The sequence below is a fragment of the Bradyrhizobium sp. WSM1253 genome (genome assembly GCF_000244935.1).
Lineage (GTDB): Bacteria > Pseudomonadota > Alphaproteobacteria > Rhizobiales > Xanthobacteraceae > Bradyrhizobium > Bradyrhizobium canariense.
Genome location: NZ_JH600073.1, coordinates 7,486,745 through 7,507,954 on the forward strand (window position 1 = coordinate 7,486,745; position 21,210 = coordinate 7,507,954).

17 protein-coding genes and 1 tRNA gene are annotated in these 21,210 nt (G+C 64.5%); 6 read left to right on the plus strand and 12 right to left on the minus strand.

What is annotated here, in order from left to right; genetic code table 11:
- Positions 1-50 precede the first annotated feature (50 nt).
- From BRA1253DRAFT_RS36140 to BRA1253DRAFT_RS36170, 7 genes are all read right to left on the minus strand, one after another.
- The gene (locus BRA1253DRAFT_RS36140) at positions 51-1,472 is read right to left on the minus strand and encodes an amidase (protein ID WP_007602522.1); all 1,422 of its coding nucleotides are present in this window, start codon (positions 1,470-1,472) and stop codon (positions 51-53) included.
- Entirely contained in the window at positions 1,465-2,637 is a 1,173-nt protein-coding gene (locus BRA1253DRAFT_RS36145) for a M20 aminoacylase family protein (protein WP_007602524.1), read from the minus strand. The genes BRA1253DRAFT_RS36140 and BRA1253DRAFT_RS36145 overlap by 8 nt, the downstream gene beginning before the upstream one ends.
- A gap of 13 nt (positions 2,638-2,650) precedes the next feature.
- Positions 2,651-4,156 carry a M81 family metallopeptidase gene (locus BRA1253DRAFT_RS36150; protein WP_007602526.1) on the minus strand — a complete coding sequence of 502 codons (1,506 nt, stop codon included), beginning with the start codon at positions 4,154-4,156 and terminating at the stop codon, positions 2,651-2,653.
- Between the two features lie 212 nt (positions 4,157-4,368).
- A complete protein-coding gene (locus BRA1253DRAFT_RS36155) occupies positions 4,369-6,018 on the minus strand; it encodes an ABC transporter ATP-binding protein (RefSeq protein WP_035995682.1) in 1,650 nt (549 codons plus the stop codon).
- A 14-nt stretch (positions 6,019-6,032) separates the two neighbouring features.
- Entirely contained in the window at positions 6,033-6,920 is an 888-nt protein-coding gene (locus BRA1253DRAFT_RS36160) for an ABC transporter permease (protein ID WP_007602531.1), read from the minus strand.
- Positions 6,921-6,941: 21 nt separating this feature from the next.
- Positions 6,942-7,883: an ABC transporter permease gene (locus tag BRA1253DRAFT_RS36165; protein WP_007602533.1), complete on the minus strand. Its 942-nt coding sequence runs from the start codon at positions 7,881-7,883 to the stop codon at positions 6,942-6,944.
- A 167-nt stretch (positions 7,884-8,050) separates the two neighbouring features.
- The gene (locus BRA1253DRAFT_RS36170; RefSeq protein ID WP_007602535.1) at positions 8,051-9,181 is read right to left on the minus strand and encodes a M20/M25/M40 family metallo-hydrolase; all 1,131 of its coding nucleotides are present in this window, start codon (positions 9,179-9,181) and stop codon (positions 8,051-8,053) included.
- 280 nt (positions 9,182-9,461) lie between these two features.
- Between BRA1253DRAFT_RS36170 and BRA1253DRAFT_RS36175 the strand changes: the two genes are divergently transcribed.
- Together BRA1253DRAFT_RS36175 and BRA1253DRAFT_RS36180 are read left to right on the plus strand one after the other, a co-directional pair.
- Entirely contained in the window at positions 9,462-11,069 is a 1,608-nt protein-coding gene (locus tag BRA1253DRAFT_RS36175; protein ID WP_007602537.1) for an ABC transporter substrate-binding protein, read from the plus strand.
- A 244-nt stretch (positions 11,070-11,313) separates the two neighbouring features.
- The gene (locus BRA1253DRAFT_RS36180; protein WP_245286042.1) at positions 11,314-12,909 is read left to right on the plus strand and encodes a glycosyltransferase family 39 protein; all 1,596 of its coding nucleotides are present in this window, start codon (positions 11,314-11,316) and stop codon (positions 12,907-12,909) included.
- A 204-nt stretch (positions 12,910-13,113) separates the two neighbouring features.
- On the opposite strand, the gene BRA1253DRAFT_RS36185 is transcribed toward BRA1253DRAFT_RS36180, so the two are convergent.
- Complete coding sequence (locus BRA1253DRAFT_RS36185; protein ID WP_007602540.1) at positions 13,114-14,364, minus strand: multidrug effflux MFS transporter; 1,251 nt, start codon at positions 14,362-14,364, stop codon at positions 13,114-13,116.
- A 159-nt stretch (positions 14,365-14,523) separates the two neighbouring features.
- Positions 14,524-14,612: transfer RNA gene (locus tag BRA1253DRAFT_RS36190), tRNA-Leu, on the minus strand.
- Positions 14,613-14,784: 172 nt separating this feature from the next.
- On the opposite strand from BRA1253DRAFT_RS36190, the gene BRA1253DRAFT_RS36195 reads away from it, so the two are divergent.
- Positions 14,785-15,219 (plus strand): hypothetical protein, encoded by a 435-nt coding sequence (locus tag BRA1253DRAFT_RS36195; protein WP_007602541.1) that lies wholly within the window; start codon positions 14,785-14,787, stop codon positions 15,217-15,219.
- 15 nt (positions 15,220-15,234) lie between these two features.
- Here the strand turns inward: BRA1253DRAFT_RS36195 and BRA1253DRAFT_RS36200 are convergent, their stop codons facing one another.
- Both BRA1253DRAFT_RS36200 and BRA1253DRAFT_RS36205 read right to left on the minus strand, forming a co-directional pair.
- On the minus strand, positions 15,235-16,437 hold the full coding sequence (locus BRA1253DRAFT_RS36200; RefSeq protein ID WP_007602542.1) for an FAD-dependent monooxygenase: 1,203 nt from the start codon (positions 16,435-16,437) through the stop codon (positions 15,235-15,237).
- A 19-nt stretch (positions 16,438-16,456) separates the two neighbouring features.
- Positions 16,457-16,702, minus strand: a complete 246-nt coding sequence (locus tag BRA1253DRAFT_RS36205) for a zinc-finger domain-containing protein (protein WP_007602543.1) — start codon at positions 16,700-16,702, stop codon at positions 16,457-16,459.
- Positions 16,703-17,006: 304 nt separating this feature from the next.
- Between BRA1253DRAFT_RS36205 and BRA1253DRAFT_RS36210 the strand changes: the two genes are divergently transcribed.
- Together BRA1253DRAFT_RS36210 and BRA1253DRAFT_RS36215 are read left to right on the plus strand one after the other, a co-directional pair.
- A complete protein-coding gene (locus tag BRA1253DRAFT_RS36210; protein WP_007602544.1) occupies positions 17,007-18,143 on the plus strand; it encodes a hypothetical protein in 1,137 nt (378 codons plus the stop codon).
- Between the two features lie 34 nt (positions 18,144-18,177).
- The gene (locus BRA1253DRAFT_RS36215) at positions 18,178-18,933 is read left to right on the plus strand and encodes an alpha/beta fold hydrolase (RefSeq protein WP_007602545.1); all 756 of its coding nucleotides are present in this window, start codon (positions 18,178-18,180) and stop codon (positions 18,931-18,933) included.
- A gap of 149 nt (positions 18,934-19,082) precedes the next feature.
- On the opposite strand, the gene BRA1253DRAFT_RS36220 is transcribed toward BRA1253DRAFT_RS36215, so the two are convergent.
- Complete coding sequence (locus BRA1253DRAFT_RS36220) at positions 19,083-20,045, minus strand: AraC family transcriptional regulator (RefSeq protein WP_007602546.1); 963 nt, start codon at positions 20,043-20,045, stop codon at positions 19,083-19,085.
- Positions 20,046-20,260: 215 nt separating this feature from the next.
- On the opposite strand from BRA1253DRAFT_RS36220, the gene BRA1253DRAFT_RS36225 reads away from it, so the two are divergent.
- Complete coding sequence (locus BRA1253DRAFT_RS36225; RefSeq protein WP_007602547.1) at positions 20,261-21,031, plus strand: alpha/beta hydrolase; 771 nt, start codon at positions 20,261-20,263, stop codon at positions 21,029-21,031.
- Positions 21,032-21,210: the final 179 nt, after the last annotated feature.

Genomic DNA, 21,210 nt, shown 5'->3' on the forward strand with positions numbered 1-21,210 from the left:
ATGGCTGCCAGCGTCCGTCTTGCGCGGACTGGGCGTGTGGTGGCCAAGCTCTACTTCGCCGGCGGGCTGGGCCAGGGCTTCTGCGGGCCGCGCAGGCTCTCGAACGCCTTGGCCATGCCGAGCACGCCGATATCGTCGAAGCGGCGGCCGACGATCTGCACGCCGATGGGAAAACCCTTGGCGTCGAAGCCGCCGTTGATGGAGATCGCCGGATTTTCCGACATATTCCACGGAACGGTATAGGCGATATGCTCGAAAGGCTTCATGGGATCGTTGGTCGGCGAGGCCCACTCCGCCGGATAGTTCACGTTCGGCGCGGTCGGCGAGATCACATAGTCGAGTTCGCAGAACAGCTTCGATGCCGCGGCGCGGATTGCCATAGTCTGGTTGAAGCCACGGATAACGTCGACACCCGAGAGCTTCGCGCCAGACTCGCCCCACTTGAAAATGTAGGGCAGTACCTTTGCCTGTTCGGCGGGCGTCAGCTTCGACAGATCATCCCACATCCGTGCGCGCCAAAAGTTGTCGAGGCCGTCGAGCATCTCGCGCGTGAGGATGCCGTCGACCTCGGTGACGACGGCGGCTGCGGATTCGAACCCTTTCGCCGCCTTCACCGCGACCTCGCGCACCGGTTTCTCCAGCGCCAGGCCAACGCCGGGATCGAGCATCAGTCCGATGCGGAGTTTGCGCGGGGATTTCTCCAGCCCCTTCCAGTTGAGGGGCTCCGCGGGCAGGCTCGTGCCGTCGCGCCGGTCGGGTTTCGCGATCGCGCTCATCATCAGCGCGCAATCGTCGACGGTGCGGGTCATGGGACCGGCGACGCGGCCGACATAGGCGGGATCGATCGGCACGCGTCCAAAGCTCGGCTTCAGTCCGACGAGGCCGCACCAGCCCGCGGGCAGGCGGACCGAGCCGCCGATATCGGTCCCGAGATGCAGCGGGCCATAGCCGGCTGCCGCAGCTGCGCCCGCGCCAGCGCTGGAGCCGCCGGGATTTTTGGAGAGGTCCCAGGGATTACGCGCGAGCGCATGGAAAGAGGACAGCCCCGAGGACAGCATGCCGTAATCGGGCATCGTGGTCTTGGCGAAGATGATCGCACCGGCCTCGCGCAGGCGCGCGGCGGGCGGCGCGTCCTTCTCGGCCGGGACCAGCTTGACGCTGGCCGCGCCCAGCGGCACCGGCACGCCCTTGGTCGCGATGTTGTCCTTCACCGTCACCGGCACGCCGTCGAGCGCTCCGGACGGCTCGCCCCCGGTCCAGCGTGCGGTCGAGGCCTTCGCGGCCTCGCGCGCGCCGTCGGGATCGAATGCATAGAGCGCCTTGAGGTGCGGCTCCCAAGCTGCGACGTGCGCGAGCACGTCTTCCAGCACCTCGCTCGGCGAGAACTGCTTGGCGCGATAGCCCGCGATTAGATCGACCGCGGAGAGATCGTGCAGCGAGGTGACTTCCTCTTCGACGCTCTTTTTATGCATGGGCACCCACCGGCATCCGGGTCTCGATGATCCGGGCGAACATGCTGGCACCGATCGGCAGGATCTTGTCGTCGAGCACGAAGCCGGGATTGTGCACGGGCACCGAGCCGTCGTGGCCGACCCAGAAATAGGCGCCGGGAATGGTTTGCAGCATGTCGGCAAAATCCTCGCTGCCCATCTTCGGCTGGGCGCGGGTGATCACGTTGGCGGGGTCGACGATGGTGCGCGCGACGTCTTCGACCACCTTGGACTGCTCGACCTGGTTGACCAGCACATCGAAGGTGTCGCGGATGTCGACGTCGATCACGCACTGATAGGCGCTCGCGATGCCGGCGCAGATCGTGCGAATGCGTTCGCTGATCAGGGTGCGGACTTCTTTCGAGAAAGTGCGGATGGTGCCGCAAAGATGCGCTTCGCCGGGGATGACGTTGTACGCCGAGCCGGCGTGGATCTGCGTGATCGAGACAACTGCGGCCTGCAGCGGCTCGACGTTGCGGCTGACGATGGTCTGGATCGCCTGCGCCAGCGTGGTCGCGATGATCACAGCGTCCTTGGAGCGTTCGGGCATCGCGCCGTGCGCGCCGTAGCCGGTGATGCGGAGGTCGAAGAAGTCGGCGCTGGCCATCGCAGGGCCGGGCAGGATCGCGATCTCGCCGTGGTTGAGGTCCGGCGCATTGTGCAGGCCGTAGAGCTCGTCGCAGGGAAACTTCTCGAACAGCCCGTCCTTGATCATCGCGCGGGCGCCGCCGAGGCCTTCCTCGGCCGGCTGGAAGATCAGGTGTACGGTACCGTCGAAGTTCTTGGTCTCGGCGAGGTAGCGCGCGGTGCCGAGCAGCATGGTGGTGTGGCCGTCATGGCCACAGCCGTGGAAGCGGCCCGGGATTTTCGAACTCCATTTCAGATTGGTGTTCTCCTCCATTGGCAGCGCGTCCATGTCGGCGCGAAGCCCGATGCGCTTGCCGCTCGACCCCTTGCCCTTGATGATTCCGATCACGCCGGTGCCGCCGAGACCGCGATGCACCTCGATGCCCCAGCTCTTCAGCTTGTCGGCGACGATGCCGGAGGTGCGCACTTCCTCGAAGCCGATTTCCGGATGGGCGTGGAGGTCGCGCCTGATGGCGGTGAGTTCGTCGGCATAGCCGTCGATGCGGTCAATCGTGGGCATGTGTTCTGTCCAGTTAGCGTGAGGAGGGAGTGAAAACCGGGCCGTTCGGCTTGATGCGGATGCCCGGCCGCAGGCGTGTCCATGGCAGCGTGGCTGTGTCGGCCGGCATCGCGCCGGGGGCAGCGCAGATCATCAGCTTTTCCGCGATCGGCTCGAAATCCGCGCGGAAGTGCACCGAGCTCTTGTTGACCAAAATCTTCTCTTCGGTCGGCTCGATGCCGACATAGCGGTACATGGCCTGATCGGCGAGCTGCGCCTTGTGCGAGGAGACGACGATTCGGACGTCGCCGATGCGAAGGCAGGCGGACGCGCCCATCTCCATCTCGCGGCCGCCATAGTAGGGCCCGGGCGCGATGAAGCGGCCATCGGAGAGCTTTTCAACGACGAAGGTCTCACGATAGGGCTCATCGCCGGGAATGCCGGACTTGCCGCCGAGCGACAGCGTCACGGTGGCGCCGACGCCGGCTGCATGCGCGGCCTTGGCCGATTCCGGATCGTAGATCGCACCGGTCGCGGCGCTGGCCTTGTTGCGGACCAGCGCTCGTAGCATTCCGGTGGTGTCGGAATCGCCGCCGGCGCCGGGATTGTCCTGGGTGTCGGCGATGATGATCGGCTTGCTCGCGCCCTTCGAGAGTTCCATCGCGTGGCGCACGCCGTCATCGGGTGACCAGATCTTGCCGTCGAAATCGTCCTCGTGGCTTTCGATCAGCTTCACGATCGCATCCGCCGCGCGATCGGCATCGGCTTGCGTCTTGCCAAAGGCGAACACGCTCGGCCCGCAATCGCGGAAATCGGCGGCGGGGAAGCCGGGTGCGAAGGACAATGTCGGAACCGCATCGCTCTCCAGCGCGGCAAGCTTTTCGTAGATGCCCTTGGTGGGCTGGTCGTTGGTGCACTGCCAGCTGATCGGGATCAGGAACGGCAATTGCCGGAAGGCTTTTGCGAAACGCTGCTTTGTCTTCAGCAGCAATGCGAGATGTTGCGCGCAGGCGCGGCCGGTCTCGGCCATGTCGACATGGGGATAGGTGCGGTAGGCGATCAGCGCGTCCGCATGCTCCATCATCTCGGGGGTGACGTTGGCGTGGAGATCCAGGCTAGTGACCAGCGGAATGTCCTTGCCGATGACGCGGCGCACGCGCGCCAGGATCTCGCCTTCGCCGTCGTCGAGATGTTCCGTGACCATCGCGCCGTGCAGATCGAGATAGACGGCGTCGGTCGGGCCGGCGGCTGCGATTCCGTCGAGCATCGCTTTGACGATGCGCTCGAAGGCGTCCCTGGTGACGTGCGCCGAGGGGCTCGCGCCGCAGGCAATTGTCGGAACGAGTTCCCAGCCGTTGGCCTCGGCGCTGTCGACGAAACCGGCTAGGCCGACATTGATTCGGCGCATCACCTTCAGCACGTCGGGACCTTGCGTCATTGCCGGCCAGCCGCCGCCGTGCTGGAAGTCCGCGAAGGTCGCCTTCGTCGGAGCGAAGGTGTTGGTCTCGTGCAGGAAGCCGCCGACGGCGATACGTGTCATCAACTCAAGTCCAGCAATTGAAAGTGCGCGACGTTAGCCCTGTGCTTGCGGCGAGAGCAAGCCGGGAAGCAATCGCGCCATGCATGGCGTCAGGCCGTTTTGGGAATGCTTGTCGCAACCGCTGTCATTGCGAGCGAAGCGAAGCAATCCAGAATCCCTCCGCGGGGACAGTCTGGATTGCTTCGCTGCGCTCGCAATGACGAGGAGAGTGACTAGGCGCTAGCCGCCACGCCCTCGACCACCGGCCGGAAGTTCGCGAAATCCCAGCCGCGGCCCGGTGCTGCCTCGAGTAAGGCTCTGGTGTAGGCTTCCTTCGGATGCGTCAGCACTTCGGCGGCCGGACCCTGCTCGACGACGCGGCCGTGCTGCATCACCACGACCTCGTCGCAGATCTGCGCTGCGACGCGCAGATCGTGAGTGATGAACAGGATGGCGATGCCGAGCCGCGTCTGGATCTCGTCGAACAGGTCCAGCACCTGCGCCTGCACGGACACGTCGAGGGCGGAGACCGCCTCGTCCGCGACCAGCACGTCGGGATCGAGCGCGAGCGCGCGGGCGATCGCAATGCGCTGACGCTGGCCGCCGGAGAACTGGTGCGGATAGCGCGCGACCGCATCGGCGGGCAGGCCGACCAGCTCGAGCAATTCGCGCGCACGCTTCATTGCGTCGGCATGCGACACGCCGTAATTGATCGGGCCTTCCGCGATGCTTTCGCCGACAGTGACGCGCGGGTTGAGCGAGCGGTAGGGGTCCTGGAATACGATCTGGATCTTCTTCCGATGCGGCTGCAACAGCCGCCGCGAGATGTCCGAGATCTCGCGGCCGGAGAGGCGCACGCCGCCGGAGGTCGGGTCGATCAGGCGGACGATGCAGCGCGCCACGGTCGATTTGCCGGAGCCGCTCTCGCCGACGATGCCGAGCGTGCGGCCCTTGCGCAGCGTCAGCGTGACCTTGTCGGCGGCGACGACTTCGCGGCCTTTACCGAAGAACGCGCGCTCGCGATAGACCTTGCCGAGTTCGTTGGCCTCCAGCACCACCGGTTCCCTGGTCTCAGGCCGCGCCGCGCGCGGCACCAGGCTCGGCACCGCGGAGAGCAGGTTGCGGGTGTATTCCATGGTCGGATTGCGCAGGATGGAATCCAGCGTTCCGGTCTCCACCAGTCGGCCCTGCCGCATCACCGCGACGCGGTCCGCGATTTCGGCGACCACGCCCATGTCATGGGTAATGAACAGCACGGCGGTTCCGTGATCGCGCTGGAGGTCGCGGATCAGGGTCAAAATCTGCTTCTGCGTTGTGACGTCGAGCGCGGTGGTCGGTTCGTCCGCGATGAGCAGCTTCGGTTCGAGCACGAGTGCCATCGCGATCATGATGCGCTGGCGCTGACCGCCGGAGAGTCGGTGAGGGTAGGAGGAAAAGATACGCTCGACCTGGGGCAGGCGCACCTGCTCCATCATGTCGAGGATACGCTTCTTGCGCGCCTTCGCATCGAGTTTGGTGTGCGCGCGCAGGACTTCGTCGATCTGGCGGCCAACCGGCATCACCGGATTGAGTGCCGTCATCGGCTCCTGGAAGATCATCGCCATCCGGGTCGCGCGGAGCTGCCGCAGGCGGCGGTCGGTCGCGGTGAGAATCTCCTCGCCGACCAGCTTGACGCTGCCGCCGGTCGGAATCAGCGTGCCCTTCGGCAGCAGACCCATCGTGGTCAGCGAGGTCACCGACTTGCCCGAGCCGCTTTCGCCGACGAGGCACAGCGTCTCGCGCTCGTGCACCTGGATCGAGATGCCGTCGATGATGTTTGCGGCATTCGGCTTCTTGCCGACGGAGACGACGAGGTTGTTGATGTCGAGGATCGGGCTGGTCATCACTTGATCGGTCATCATTTGCCTTCCCGCTGCTTCATGCGCGGATCGAGTGCGTCGCGGGCGGCATCGCCGATCAAATTAATGCTGAGGATCGCGATCGAGAGCAGCAGGCCCGGCCAGAAGATCAGCGTCGGCTTGAGCTGGAAGTACTGACGACCCTCGGCCATGATGTTGCCCCAGGTCGGCGTTTCCGGCGAGATGCCGGCGCCGAGGAAGGAGAGGATGGCCTCGGTGAGGATCGCGGACGCGCAGACATAACTACCCTGCACGATCAGAGGCGCGATCGTGTTCGGCATCAAATGCCGCCACATGATCTTTGGCAGGGATGAGCCGACCGAGATCGCCGCTTCAACATAGGGCTCTTCGCGCGCCGACAGCACGACCGAGCGCACCAGGCGTGCCACGCGCGGAACTTCAGGGATCGTGATTGCGATCAGCACGGTCCAGAGGCTGGCGCCGGACAGCGACACCACGGCGATTGCCAGCAGGATGCTCGGCATTGCCATCAGGCCGTCCATGATCCGCATCATGACGGAATCGACCAGCTTGAAGAAACCGGAGACCAGGCCGATCGCCAACCCAATGACGATCGACATGATCGCCGAGCCGATGCCGATCAGAAGCGAGATGCGTCCGCCATACATGACGCGCGACAGCAGGTCGCGGCCATAGGCGTCGGTGCCGAGCAGGAATTGCGCCGAAGAGGGCTTCAGCCGCTGCGAGGGCGCAAGCTGGATCGGATCATACGGCGCGATCAAGGGCGCCAGGATCGAGATCAGCACAACCAACGCCAGGCAGATGGTCGCCGCCGCGATGATCGGCGTCGAGGTCAGGAATCCGAAGCGCGGCCGCAGCGGCGACGTGATCGGGATGGACGACTGGGGAAGGGTATCGACCGACATTTTTCGTTGTTATCCTTAGCCCTAGTACCGGATCCGGGGATCGAGCAGCGTGTAGGCGACGTCGATCAGAAGATTGACGACGACATAGATCAAGGACGTCAGCAAAATCATCGCCTGGATCACCGGATAGTCGCGCGCCAGCACCGCATCCACCGTGAGGCGGCCGATGCCGGGGATGTTGAACACGCTCTCGGTGACGACGACCCCGGAGATCAAAAGCGCAAAGCCGGTACCGATCACCGTGATCACGGGCACGGCGGCGTTGCGCAGCGCATGGCGCATCATCACGGCGACTTCGTTGATGCCTTTTGCGCGCGCGGTGCGGACGTAGTCCTCGCCGAGCACGTCGAGCATCGCCGCGCGCGTCATGCGCGCGATCAAAGCGATGTAGATGAAGGACAGCGCACAGGTTGGCAGGATGATGCGCTCGAAGAACGGCCCAAACCCGTTCGAGATGCTGCGGAAGCCCTGGACCGGCACCCAGCGCAGGTCGATCGCGAAGACCTCGATCAGGATGTAGCCGACCACGAACACCGGCACCGAGAAGCCGAGCACGGACAGGCCCATCACGAAGCGGTCGATCCAGGTGCCGTGCTTCCAGGCAGCGATTACACCGAGGGGAACCGCGACGATGACCGCGAGGATGATGGTCGACAACGCGATCGAGATCGACGGCTCGACCCGCTGGCCGATCATCTTCATCACCGGAAGGTTGGAGATGAGCGACGTTCCGAGATCGCCATGCAGCAGCTTGTTCAGCCAGGTGATGAACTGCACGATCAGCGGCTCGTTGAGACCGAGCGAGGTGCGGATGCGCTCGAGCCGCTCCGGCGTGGCGTTGTCGCCGGCAAGAATCGCGGCGGGATCGCCGGGGGTGAGGCGGAGCAGGAGGAAGACGAACAGCGCCACCACGCCCATCACGGGCACGGCGGCGAGAATTCGGCGAAGGAGATATCCGAGCAAGTTGGATCCCGTCAGATTAGAGTCAAATCAGAGACAGCGGCTGAAGGCTGCGTTCTGCCACCAGCCTAACATTTCAGCAATTCCCATGCCATCCGGGCCACGGTTTTTGCAGTGCGGTCAACTTGTTTCGGGAGACCTGGCCCGCTTTTGGTGCCGTGGCTCGCGCCTTACTCCAAGGTCGCGAGCAGCCCCGCCATCAGCCGGCCGCGTTCGACCAGACTTTCGACCTCGATATACTCTTCGAGCGTGTGGCCGTTGCCGCCACGCACGCCCAGGCCGTCGAGAGTCGGGATGCCCATTGCGCCGGTGAAATTGCCGTCGGAGCCGCCGCCGGCGCTCGCATGCGGCAGTTCTGCGCCGAGCGATTTGGCGATCCCGCGCGCCTTTTCGTAAAGCGCCATGGTGCCGGCATCGGGCTCCCAGACCGGACGTGTCACGCCGCGCGTCACCTTGAAGGTGACATCATTGGTTGTACCGGAGAGCGCCAGCATCCTCTCGACGCCGCGCTCGAGGTCGGCCTGGCGCTTGGCCATCGAAAGCGCTTCGCCGGTGGCGGTCGTGGCAACGCAATTGACCCATTGCCCCCCGTGCACCACGCCGACCGAAAACGTGCAGTCTTCGCCCGTCATCGCGTCGATGGCGAGGATTTGCCGCGCCATCTCGCGGATAGCAGAGCGGCCCGCCGACAAGGTCGCGCCGGCGTGGCTGGGCCGGCCGGTCGCCTCGAGATTGAAACGCGCAATGGCGTAACGTCCGGTGGTGACGCCGTTGTCAGCGCGGCCGGGCTCGGGGACCAGCACGTATTTGTTGCGCGCGGCTTCCGCCTCGATGATATCGCGCGTGGAGGGTGTGCCGACTTCCTCGTCGGGCGTGAACAGCACGGTGATCGGCAGCGGCGTCGTGAACGAGGCGCGGGCCAGTTGGCGGATCGCTTCCAGCGAAAGATAATTGCCGCCCTTCATGTCATAGATGCCGGGTCCGTAGCACTTGCTGCCCTCGCGCCGCCATTTCAGCTTCTCGATGGTGCCCGTGGGGTGGACGGTATCCATGTGTCCGGCAATCAGGATGCCGGGCTCGCCTTGCTTCGGATGCCGAAAGCGGGCGCGGATCACGCCGCCGAAGCCCTGGCGACCGGCGATGCGCTCGATCGTCGCACCCATGATCGCCATCTCCCGCGCTGCGATATCGAGCATGCGATTCACGGCGCTCGCGTCCCAGGTCGGGCTTTCGCATTCCACCCAGCCGCGCAGACCCTGGAGCATCGCTTCGGAATCGAAGGGAAGATTGGCTGGATTCATCTCAATGTCTCTCCAATGTCTCTTGGGCTTCGGAACATGGAACGCGCATTGCATTGGCGCGGGGCAGGGCAGGCGGAGAGCGTTGTAGAGCCAAACCGATCCGTGTGGAGCCCGTGCGCGCGCTGCTTGGGCTTGCAGCGAAACCGGATTGACGCGCTCGGCACTGTCTGCAAGTCTCGAAAAGATAAAGGCATTGCATGAGGTTAGTTCGCCTAAAGAACGAACCGGATGCTCAATCAATAACCTGCCTTTGAACAGTTTCACGTCAGGAGAACTTTTTATGTTTAAGTTGATGCGCCGGGGGCCTCGCGCGTTCGCCTCCAAACTTGCGCTGTCGGTCGTCGCGCTTTCGACCGCACTGGCCTCGCCGGTGCTTGCGGCCGGCAAGACCATCACGGCGGTGATGCATTCGGATCTGCGCATCATCGATCCGATCTTCACCACGGCCTACATCACGCGCGACCATGGCTACATGATCTACGACACGCTCGTGGCGCCCGATTCGAACTTCAAGATCCAGCCGCAGATGGCGGACTGGAAGATCTCCGACGACAAGCTCACCTATACGTTCACGCTGCGCGACGGCCTAAAGTGGCATGACGGTGCGCCGGTGACGGCGGAGGACTGCGTTGCCTCGCTCAAGCGCTGGGGCGCAGTCGACGGCATGGGCCAGAAACTTTTCGACTTCACCGCGAGCATCGAGGCGACCGATGCCAAGACCATCACGCTGAAGCTGAAGGAGCCCTACGGCCTCGTGCTCGACTCGATCGGCAAGCCGTCCTCCCGCGTTGCCTTCATGATGCCGAAGCGCCTCGCCGAGACGCCGCCGGACAAGCAGATCCCCGAGCAGATCGGCTCGGGTCCTTTCAAGTTCGTGCAGTCGGAATTCCAGCCGGGCGTGAAGGCGGTCTACGTCAAGAACACCGACTACGTGCCGCGCAAGGAGCCGTCGAGCTGGACCTCCGGCGGCAAGGTGGTGAAGGTCGACCGCGTCGAGTGGATCACCATGCCGGACTCGCAGACCGCGGTGAACGCGTTGCAGTCGGGCGACATCGACTTTGTGGAAAATCTGCCTTACGACATGCTCCCGTTGCTGGAAGCGAACAAGGAGATCACGATCGAGGTCTCGAACAAGTTCGGTTTCCAGACGCTCGGCCGGATGAACTTCCTTTATCCGCCGTTCGATAATGTCAAAGTGCGCCGTGCTGCCTTTCTGGCGATAAACCAGAAGGACGTTCTCGACGCGCTCGTCGGCAACGCCAAATATCAGAAGATCTGTGGCGCCTTCTTCGTGTGCGATACGCCGTTCGCGACCGAGGCCGGTGCCGAGACCCTCGTGAAGGGCAATGGCATGGCCGAAGCCAAGAAGGCGCTCGCCGAATCCGGCTATGACGGCACCCCGATCGTGATCATGGCCCCCGGCGATGTCACGACCCTGAAGGCACAGCCGATCGTTGCGGCCCAGTTGCTGCGCGAGGCCGGCTTCAAGGTCGACCTGCAAGCGACCGATTGGCAGACGGTGGTGAGCCGCCGCGCCAGCCAGAAGCCTCCGAAGGAGGGCGGCTGGAACATGTTCTTCACCAACTGGGTCGCGGCCGACGTCTCCAACCCGATCGCCAATCTCTCGATCGGCGGTCAGGGCAAGAAGGGCTGGTTTGGCTGGGCCGAGAACGCCAAGATCGAAAAGCTCAAGGACGACTTCGTTCGCGCCGCCTCGCTCGACGATCAGAAGAAGATCGCCGCTGACATCCAGAAGGAAGCCTATGAGCAGGTGATTTACATCCCGCTGGGGCAGTATCTCCTGCCGAGCGGCTGGCGCAAATCGCTGACCGGCGTGCTCGACGGTCCCGCGACCCCGCTGTTCTGGAACGTCGACAAGTCGGAGTAGGGCGAAGGCTCTTCCTTTCGTCCGGATCATCCTGCGGCGCCGCTGTCATCAGCGGCGCCGTTGTCGTTTGTCGATCTTGGCTCTTTTGTCGACCTTGCGCCGGCTGAGAAGGCGGACGTTTTCAAACTTTTCCAGTTTCCATTCATTGCTATTTGTTTCCGTCCTGAACTAGATGTGCCGTCCTTGCGCATCACCTTCCTTCCTCCATTTGATTCCAGTGCCGATCGATTTTGCATTCCAGGCGATGGCCGAACGGTCCGATCGCACGCCGGCACGATGGCGCCGGCCATTCCTGCGTTGGCTCGATGGCGTCGAGACGGGCTGGGCGGTGCCGCTTCTCATCGCGGGCTTCGTCGCGATCTGGACACTTTATCTAGCGGTCGCCTATGCCGGCGGCGGTCTGCACCCCGATACGCTGGAGGCCTGGACGCTGGGGCGGCATTTCGCGTGGGGCTATCCCAAGCATCCGCCCTTGACCGGCTGGGTTGCCGCGAGCTGGAGCGCCATTTTTCCGCTCACTGACTGGTCGCTGCAATTGATGGCGATGGCCAATGCCGGGCTTGCGCTGGTCTTCGTCGACCGGATCGCGCGGCAATTCGTGACGGGGCACAAGCGCGTCCTGGTGCTGTTGCTCCTGATGCTGACGCCGGCCTATCAGTTCCATGCCCAGCGCTTCAATGCCAATGCGGTGCTGCTGGCCGTCTGGCCGCTGGCGACTTGGTGCTTCGTCCGCGCATTCGAGACCCGCGCGGCGTCGTGGGCGATCGCCGTGGGATTCACGACGGCGCTGGCCATGGCCGGCAAATATTATTCGATCTTCCTTGTCGCGAGCTTCACGTTTGCCGCGCTGGCGCATCCGGCGCGTCGCGCCTATTTCACTTCCGCCTCGCCCTGGATCTCGGTCGTCGTCGGGCTTGCGGCGCTGTCACCGCATGTTCACTGGCTCGCCACGACCGGGGCGCCGACCTTCACCTACGCGCTGAACCATGCCAACGGCACTGCGGCGAGCTCGCTCGGGGAGGCCAGGAACTTCCTTCTGGGGCTGTTGGCGGCCATCAGTGTGTCATCCGTCACCTGGATGTTGATCGCCGGCACGCGGCTGAAGCAGTTTCCGGACGATTTCGCGGCGATGAATCCGGGCCTGCGGCTCCTCTTTTACGTTGCCGTCGGCACGATTGCGCTGCCGGTTCTGATCTCGCTCGTGATCGGCACCGATCTGCCGTCGCTGTGGGCGTTGCAGGGGTTGTTCCTGTTCGCCATTCTCGTGGTCTGCGGCACAAATTACCCGATCGAGCGCTTTTACACCGTCAACCTCACCTTGGTCGTGGCCGGCGTCGCGCTCACGGCCGTCCTCGTCGCCGCGCCGATCCATGCCCTCTATCGCAACGATCACGGTTACGAAGAGGGGCGCAATTTCTACGCGCAGGCCGCCAGCGAATTGACTCGCGAGTGGCGCGAACTGACGGGCGAGCTGCTCGCCGCCGTTAGCGGCGACGATGCGCTGGCCTTCGCGATGGCCTTCTACAGCCCGGACCACCCGCACTACGCCCAGCCGTTCGAGGATCAATCTCCCGGAGGCTTGCCGCGCAAGACGACGCTGGACCGCGGCTGGGCCGCGCTCTGTTTCCGCGATCAGGATGATTGCAGCCGGTGGATGGACGGGGTGGCCGGGCGGGCCGGGCACTTCGTCAGGCGGGAATTTATCGTACAGGCGCAGCTATGGGGCCGGCCCGGTCTCACGCGGGACGTGGTTGTGCTGATGGTGCCGCCCCGTGAAGGCCGCGCGGCACCCGAGGGCGTTGCGGACGATTTCAGCGCCAACAGGCGCGCAACGGAATAGACGTGTTGCTCAACAGTGGCTGTCGCGGACCCGCTCGAGCCCTTCACTCGCGAATGGCACGGTGACGGCGGTCTTTTCAACGCTCGACGGCGTGCGTTCCGTCTTCGCCCGCTCCGTGGCGTCGTGGTCTTTACGGGGTTTCGGTTCCATTGAAGCGCCTTTTCAGATTGTTGCAGTACAACATCGAGAGCGCCGCGAAGTTCCTCACCCGATGGCGCGATGATGCGGCTTGAACAGCCGTCCTCTCTCCACCACCAGCACGATCGCGAGCGCGGCGAGTGACGACACGAAGAAGCCGACCGAGAACGGCAGCAGCGTGCCGTCGAAGCTTTGTCCGATCGCCATGCCGACGACGATGCCGATAAGCGTGGTGATCGAGCCGTAGAGCGAGGACGCCGTGCCGGCGATGTGGCCCTGCGGCTCCATGGCGAGTGCGGTGAAGTTGGCGACCATCATGCCGAACGAGAACATCATCAGCGCCGAGAGCACCATGAACAGGGGAAGCGGCAACGCGCCGAGGCTTTCGGTCAGCAGCATCACGCCGGCCACCGCGGTGTAGAGCGTCAGCGCGCCGTGCGAGATCACGCGCATGCCGAGGGTCCCGACGAATCGCGCATTGAGAAAGCCGGCAATGGCGGTGCCGGCTGCGATCGCGGCGAAGGCGAGCGGAAAATAATGGCCGAGGTGATAGATGCCGACAAAAACCTGCTGGGCCGAAAACACGTAGGCGAACAGCGCACCCATGACGCTTCCGGCGGCGAGCGCGTAGCCGAGGGTTTGGCGATGGGTCACGGTCTGCCAGTAGGCCGTGAGCACGTCGGCCGGCGCGAGCGACCTGCGTTCGCTCTCAGGCAGGGTCTCTGGAAGCCGCAGCACGGACCACGCAAGCGCGAGCAGGCCGTAGAGCATCAGCACGACGAAGATGCCGCGCCATTGCGTCACCAGCAGCACCGCCTGTCCGAACGAGGGGGCGATCACGGGGACGGCGATGAAGATCATCATCGCAAGCGACATCACGCTCGCCATGCGGCGGCCGACGTAACAGTCGCGCACGATCGAGGTCGCGATCACGCGCGTCGCCGAGGTGCCGAAGCCCTGCAGTGCGCGCGCCAGCAGCAGCGTCTCGAACGACGGCGCGGCGATCGCCAGCACGCTCGCCACCGCATAGACCGCCATCCCGCCGAGCAGCACCGGGCGGCGGCCGAAACGATCCGACAGCGGACCCATGACGAACTGCCCCGCGCCAAAGCCGATCAGGAAGGTCGACAGCACCAGCTGAAGATGGTTGGCGACGGGGATATTGAAGGCCGACCCGATGTTGGGCAGCGCCGGGAGCATCATGTCCATCGCAAGCGGATTCAGCGCCATGATCGACGCGATCACGATGACGAATTCGGGGAAACCCATCGGCCGGTGTCCCGAGGACACCCAATCGTCGGCATTGACGTCGGACAAGCAGCTCACCTCTGATTTGAGGCCCCTGTCTATCTTCAATGCTGCGTTGCACAAGCGACGTTTCGGGATAGCTGGCAGGCGGTGCAGGAGCGGACAACATTGACGAGGTATCAGCGCTCGGGGCCGCGGCGATCGGCGGGATCGTCCGCGCGTCTCTCGTGGTGCGGGCAGCCGGGGTCGAACCGGCACAGCGCTTGCGCACCGAGGGATTTTAAGTCCCTTGCGTCTACCAATTCCGCCATGCCCGCTTGATCCAACGAGATCAATCACTTAAGTCCCTTGCCGGCCGTCTGGAATTGGCGTTTGCAGGCCGGAGGGGCGGTTCTTCCTTAGGCGAGCCGGCCGCACAAGGCAAAGCCTCAATCCGGACATCTGTTGTTGCTTTAGGCATTCTCAATCCACGGGGACTATTCATCCGGCATGGCTGCTTTGATCCGATATCGCCTGCGCACGTGCTGCGTGGCCGTCGCGCTGCTCGCGGCCGGCTTCGCACTGTCCGGCTGCGCAGGCATCAGCGAGACGGTCGCTCCGGCCTTTGCCGATCCTGCCAGGTACGAATTGTACGATTGCAAGCTGCTCGAAGCCGAGCGCAAGGGGCTCGCTAACCGCACCGCTGATTTACAGAGGCTGATGGACAAGGCACAGACCGGCGCGGGCGGCGCCGTCGTGTCGGAGCTTGCCTATCGCAATGACTACGTCGCGGTGCGCGGGCACGCGCAGATGGCCGATGACGCTTGGCGCCGCAACAAGTGCCGGGAAACGCCCCCCGAGGCGACGCCCGCCGCTGCGCCGGCGCCCGCAGCCAATCCTGGCCCGATCAAGCCTGCCCCGAAATCGACAAGAGCAGTGCGCTGAAACCGGCGCCTCGCATCAGGGTCGCCAGCCGTAAATCCAGTCCTGCCGTGCCAGCATGCGTTCCGGGCCGAGGGCGCGCACCGCAAGATCGCGCGCGAACGCGAGCGGCCCAGTGAAATGATAGATGCGGCCCTGCTGCCGCGCGGTCCGCTGCACCCGCCGGACGCGCGCCTGGCGCGTACGGCCGTATTGTCTCAGCGCAGCTGTGATGCCCGCGGTGCTCTCGGCGACCTCAAGGCTCAAATGCAGCGCGAGCACCGCGGCGTCCTCGATCGCCATGCCGGCGCCCTGGGCTGCAAACGGCAGCATCGCATGCACGGCGTCGCCGAGCAGCGCGACCGGGCCGTTGCTCCAGGGGCAGTCGTCAGGCACGCCGAACAGCGCCCATTTCCGCCAGCTATCGACCGTGGCGAGCATCATGCGCGCCGCTGGCGGCCAGCGCGGCGCGGCGAAGGCGTCCATCACCTCGCGCGGATCGCCGGGCGTGCTCCAGCCCGGTCTATTCCAGGTGCCCGGCAGCACCGCGACCACGTTGATCTGGCGTCCCCCCGCGATCGGGTAGGCGACGAGATGGGCATTCGGGCCCATCCAGAGCTGGACCCGGCGCGCGGTGTAGTCCTTCGGCAGTTGCGTGGCGTCGAGCGTGCCGCGCCAGGCAATCAGCCCGGAGAAGCGCGGCTGCACCTCGGGAAACAGATGCTGGCGCACCGTCGACCAGATGCCGTCCGCGCCGATCAGCGCACTGGCGAGATCGCTGCGCCGGATCGTGCCGCTGCGATGGACGACCGTCAGCCCCTTGGCGTGAGGCGCGACGTCTTCGAAGGTCGCGCCGAGTTTCAGGTCGATATCGGGATGGTCGGAGACTGCGCCGGCGAGTGCGGATTGCAAATCGGCGCGGTGCACCACCCAATAGGGGGCGCCGGCGCGCGCGGCGGCGGCTTCTCCCAGCGGCATGCGCAACAGCTCGCCGCCGGCCCGCGCGCTCATGATCGAGACCGTCTCCGGGATCACGGCGCGCAGCTTGAGGCGCTCGGTAAGGCCGAGCTCGACCAGCACGCGGCTGGCATTGGGAGAAAGTTGCAGACCGGCGCCGACTTCCTCGAGCCGCTCGGCCTTTTCCAGCACGACGATGCGGAAGCCGCGTGCCGCGAGCGCAAGCGCAGCCGTCAGTCCACCTATGCCGGCACCGGCGATGACAATCGTTCGGGAGAGCGCCACCCCTGGCCGATGGAAGCGGTCAGGCCACCTTGTCCTTCAGGACGCATTCCGGCGGACGGGCTTCGCCCGCCTTCAGGTCGGCGGCGAAACGGTACAGCGTCGAGCAGTAGGGGCAGATGATCTCGTTGTCGTTGCCGAGGTCGAGGAAGACGTGCGGATGATCGAACGGAGGGTTGGCGCCCACGCACATGAACTCTTGCGAGCCGATCTCGATGACGGGGACACCGGCATCGTTGTGGAAGTGCGGGACGACATGGTCGGACATCGTACTCATCCTGGAGTGGCAATGGCGGCAGACACAATCACGACTGACGCGGCATTATTAAGGCGCCGCGGACCATACTGGCGGGTGTGGATGATTGCTAGTCCAGCGGAACCGAAAGCTCCGCAATGCCCCATGCTCATTTGCTCATGCAAATTCGACACAATCTTGCGGCCTGAGAGAAGCCCTTCTTTCGTCGGGGACGTTGTGTCGCAATTTTGGCATACTATGTCTGTGGGCGAGCGTAATTGCGACGAAAGACCAACTGTTAGGCGTCAACGATCTCAGGACCGTCCAGGCTCTCCGCATGAAGTGGTTGCGAATCAGCACAGCGTTGACCGGTATCGTGGCTTGCGGCTTCATGCTCGCGCAGGTAGCACCGCCTGCCCGCGAGGCCGGGGCGATTCTGGCCGCCCAGGACGATCCCGCCGCGCTCTCCGAGATCAAGCTCGACGCGCTGCTGCGGCACAATGACCGCATGATTCAGGACAACATCGAGGCCGCGCTCGCGTCGGGCGATGCCGATCTCGCCGACAGTTTTGTCGCGCTGGCGCGCGACCGCAACATCGCGCTGCCTGACGACCTCCTGAGCCGTGTCAGCGACGCGGTCAAAGCCGAAAATTCCACCTCGCATGTCGCAAAACGGTTTGCCACGGGTCTCGTCACCGGCAACGCGGACGATGTTGCGAGCCTGTCGGGGACCGTGGCCGGCGATCTCTTCGTCATCGGCGACATCAGGGATGTCGTGCGCGAGGGCAAGCACCTCGCCATGGGCGAGGAGACCGATCGCCTGGTGCTGGGCCTCGCGGCCGCGGGTCTCGCGGTCACGGCCGTGACCTACGTCTCCGTCGGCGGTGCCGCGCCGGTTCGCGCCGGGCTGACGCTGGTGAAGGACGCGCGGAAGGTGGGCCGGCTCGGCGAGGGACTGGCGGCATGGGCCGGCCGGTCCGCGCGCGAGGTCGTCGATACGCCGATGCTCCAGAACGCGGTTGCCTCCGGCTCGGTGCTGAGGCCGGGCCAGACCTTGAGCGCGATCAAGGCCGCGTTCCGCGCCGAGAAGGCCGGCGCGCTGGTTCGGCTCGGCAAGGATGTCACGCGCGTCGTCGAGAAGACCGGCACGCGCGGTGCGATGGATAGCTTGCGCATCGCCGAAGGTCCGAAGGACGTCGCACGCGCGGCGCGGCTCGCGGAAGCGCAGGGCGGCAAGACGCGCGCGATCCTGAAGCTGCTCGGCCGCGGCGCGCTGCTGCTGATCGGCGGGGCGTTCAATCTCGCACTCTGGCTGTTCGGTGCGGCCTTGACGCTGTTCGGCCTGTTGTCCTCGATCAAGGCGACCACGGAGCGCCTGACCCAGGCCTGGTGCGATCGCAGGCGGGCGCGGCGACTTCGCCAGGCCCGGATCGCCGCCGAAGCCGTTCTGGCAAGCGCTGCCGTCACCGCCTAAGATACCTCTTCCCCTCAAGATTGCGGAACTGATGATGCCGAGCTTTCACAACGGCGCCGTTGAAATTGCCTATCTCGACGAAGGCGAGGGCGATCCGATCATCCTGGTGCACGGCTTTGCCTCCAGCAAGAACGTGAACTGGGTCTATCCGACCTGGGTCTCGGAGCTGCGCAAGAACGGCCGCCGCGTCATTGCGCTCGACAATCGCGGCCATGGCGAAAGCGCCAAGCTCTACGAGCCCGCGCAGTACTCGATCCCGACCATGGCCGGCGACGTGCTCGCGCTGATGGATCACCTCGCCATCCCGCAGGCCGATCTCATGGGCTATTCGATGGGCGGACGGATGACGGCCTGGCTCTCCCTCAACGAGCCGCAGCGCCTGCGTTCGGCAATTCTCGGCGGCATCGGCATCGGCGGCCTGATCGAGGGCACCGGGCCGGGCGAGAACGTTGCGAAGGCGCTGGAAGCGCCCTCGCTCGACGACGTCTCCGATCCCGTCGGACGCACTTTTCGTGCTTTTGCAGACCAAACCCGTTCCGACCACAAGGCGCTGGCCGCCTGCCTGCGCGGCACGCGCGATCTCATGACGAAGGACGAAGCCGCACGCATCGACGTGCCCGTGCTGATCGCGGTCGGCTCGACCGACGACGTCGCGGGATCGGCCAGCGCGCTCGGCGCCATCATCCCGGGTTCGGAAGTGCTCGACATTCCGAACCGCGATCACATGCGCGCAGTCGGCGACAAGGTCTACAAGACCGGCGTGCTGGATTTCCTCTCACGCAGGAGCTGAGGCGATGAGGCGGTTTCAGCTATCCTGAAATGTCTCGTTACAATGGGCCATCCACTCCCTTCGGGGCAACCGTCCATTCCTCTACGCAGGCACCGGGGTTCGCTAAGCGCGCATATGAGACTCAGCTCAAAGCCACAGCCTTATCCAGGTCAATCGGATACTTGCAATTCCGATCCGTCCAACTGCGCACGGCCTCCGTCGGCGCGTCGCGCAGCCCGGTAACGGCCGGGCGACTGACCAATGTGCCGGTGAAACAACTTCGAAAACGCCGCTGCAGTCTCGTAACCGACCCGGTTGGCAATCCGTGCGATCGGCTCGTCGCTGGTTTCGAGCAGGAACGCCGCCTCCGTCATCCGGCGTTCGATCACATAACGTTGCATGGGCTGGCCCACGAGCCTGGTGAAGCGCGCCGAAAATGCCGAGCGGCCGAGCCCGACGCGACGGCCAAGGTCGCTCAGCGTCCAAAGCTGCTCCGGACTTTCGTGAATCAGCTTCAGCGCGGGTCCGATATGGGGGTCAGAAATGGCCCCGATCCAGCCGCCTTGTCCGGGGCTGAGAGACGCGATCCAGCTTCGCAGCACCTCGACGAAGAGCACTTCCGTCAGTCGTGAAAGCGCGACGCCTTGGCCAGGACGCTCGAGCGCGGACTCGCTCATCATGCGGCGCAGGATGGCTTCAAGCCAACCACGGTCCGACGTCGGCTTCAGCAAGAGCACGGGTGGAAGCAACTCCAGCACGCTGCCAAACGTCGGCCGCGACACCGTGAAATTGCCGCAGAGCATGGTCGAGAGCGGCTTTGCACGGCTGCCGTGGCGAAGGAAGCCGAGGCGTGGCGACGACCGTTCGATATCCACGATGCGCAAAGGCTCGGCCCGGCGATCCGAATAAAACACATGGGGCTCGCCACGTGTGATGACGACAAAATCGCCCCCGGTGATCTGGATTTCCTCTCCCTGTTCGAGCGCGAGGGTCGCTGAACCTTGGCTGAGATAGTGAAACAGGGCGTAGGGGCGCGCCGGCAACTCAAGATGCCAGGGATGGCCGAGCTCGAAGTGAAAGAGCAGCGTCCCGCCGAGACGAACCCGATCGAGCACCTGGGTAAGTATATCCATCCACCGAGACTAGATCCATGGACGATCGGACACAAGACGCGGACGATTGGTCCCTATCGTCCGATGAGGTCCATGGAATACGTCATGCCACGGCGGGCCGACGTGACGTGCGGCAACCATTTCGCCAACGGCAGATGGAAGAACCGCGACCTTGCTGGAAACGCCTGTCCATTCCCCCGGACTGTGTTCGTCCGACATACCAACAGGAACAATCAATGCTAAATTTCCTACTTTCAGCAGCCGCCGTACTCCTGGCCGGATCGACAATGGTCGGGCCCGCCCGTTCCGCCGAACTGCCCAAGGGGGCAGCCCACAATATCGTGCTCGTGCACGGCGCCTTTGTAGACCAGACGAGCTGGCAGCCGGTTGCCGATATTCTCACGAAGAAAGGCTACAACGTCACGCTCGTCGAAAATCCACTCACTTCGCTCGCCGCCGACGTCGATGCGACCAAACAGGCGCTCGCGAAGCAAGCCGGCAGGACCGTTCTGGTCGGCCACTCATGGGGCGGCGTGGTGATCACGCAAGCCGGCAACGATCCCAAGATTTCGGCGCTGGTTTATGTGTCCGCCTTTGCGCCGGAGATCGGTGAATCCCTGGCGTCGCTGACGAAGGCCGGTCCGCCGACCGAAGGCGGCAAGGCGATCCACCCCGATGCGAAGGGCAATCTGTACATCGATCCAAAGGTGTTTCCGTCAGCCGTCGCGGCTGACCTTCCTCCGGAGATCGCCGCGCACCTGGCCAACTCGCAGCTTCCGCTGAACCACGTTGCGTTCGAAGCTCCGGTCGACGTTGCGGCCTGGCATGACAAGCCGAATTTCTACGTCATCAGCACGAAGGACAAAGTCCTCGCGCCCGAGGCCCAGAAGTCGTTCGCAGCCAGGATCCATGCTCAGACGACGGAAGTCGCCGGCAGCCATGCCTCGCTCGTCGTCCATGCGAAGCAGGTCGCTGAGGTGATCGAAAAAGCGGCCCTCGCGAAGTGACGGTGCCGCTCCCGGCGCTTTGGCGCCGGGAGCCCGCACGCTTCCGCTCGACCATTTTGAGCCAGGCATCCGGAGAATGACATTGCCCAACTCGACATGGCGACTGGATGCACAGCTTGCAGCAGTTACGGAGGACCAATGACAATCGCTAAAGTCGAGGTCGAGCGTTTCAGCCTTAG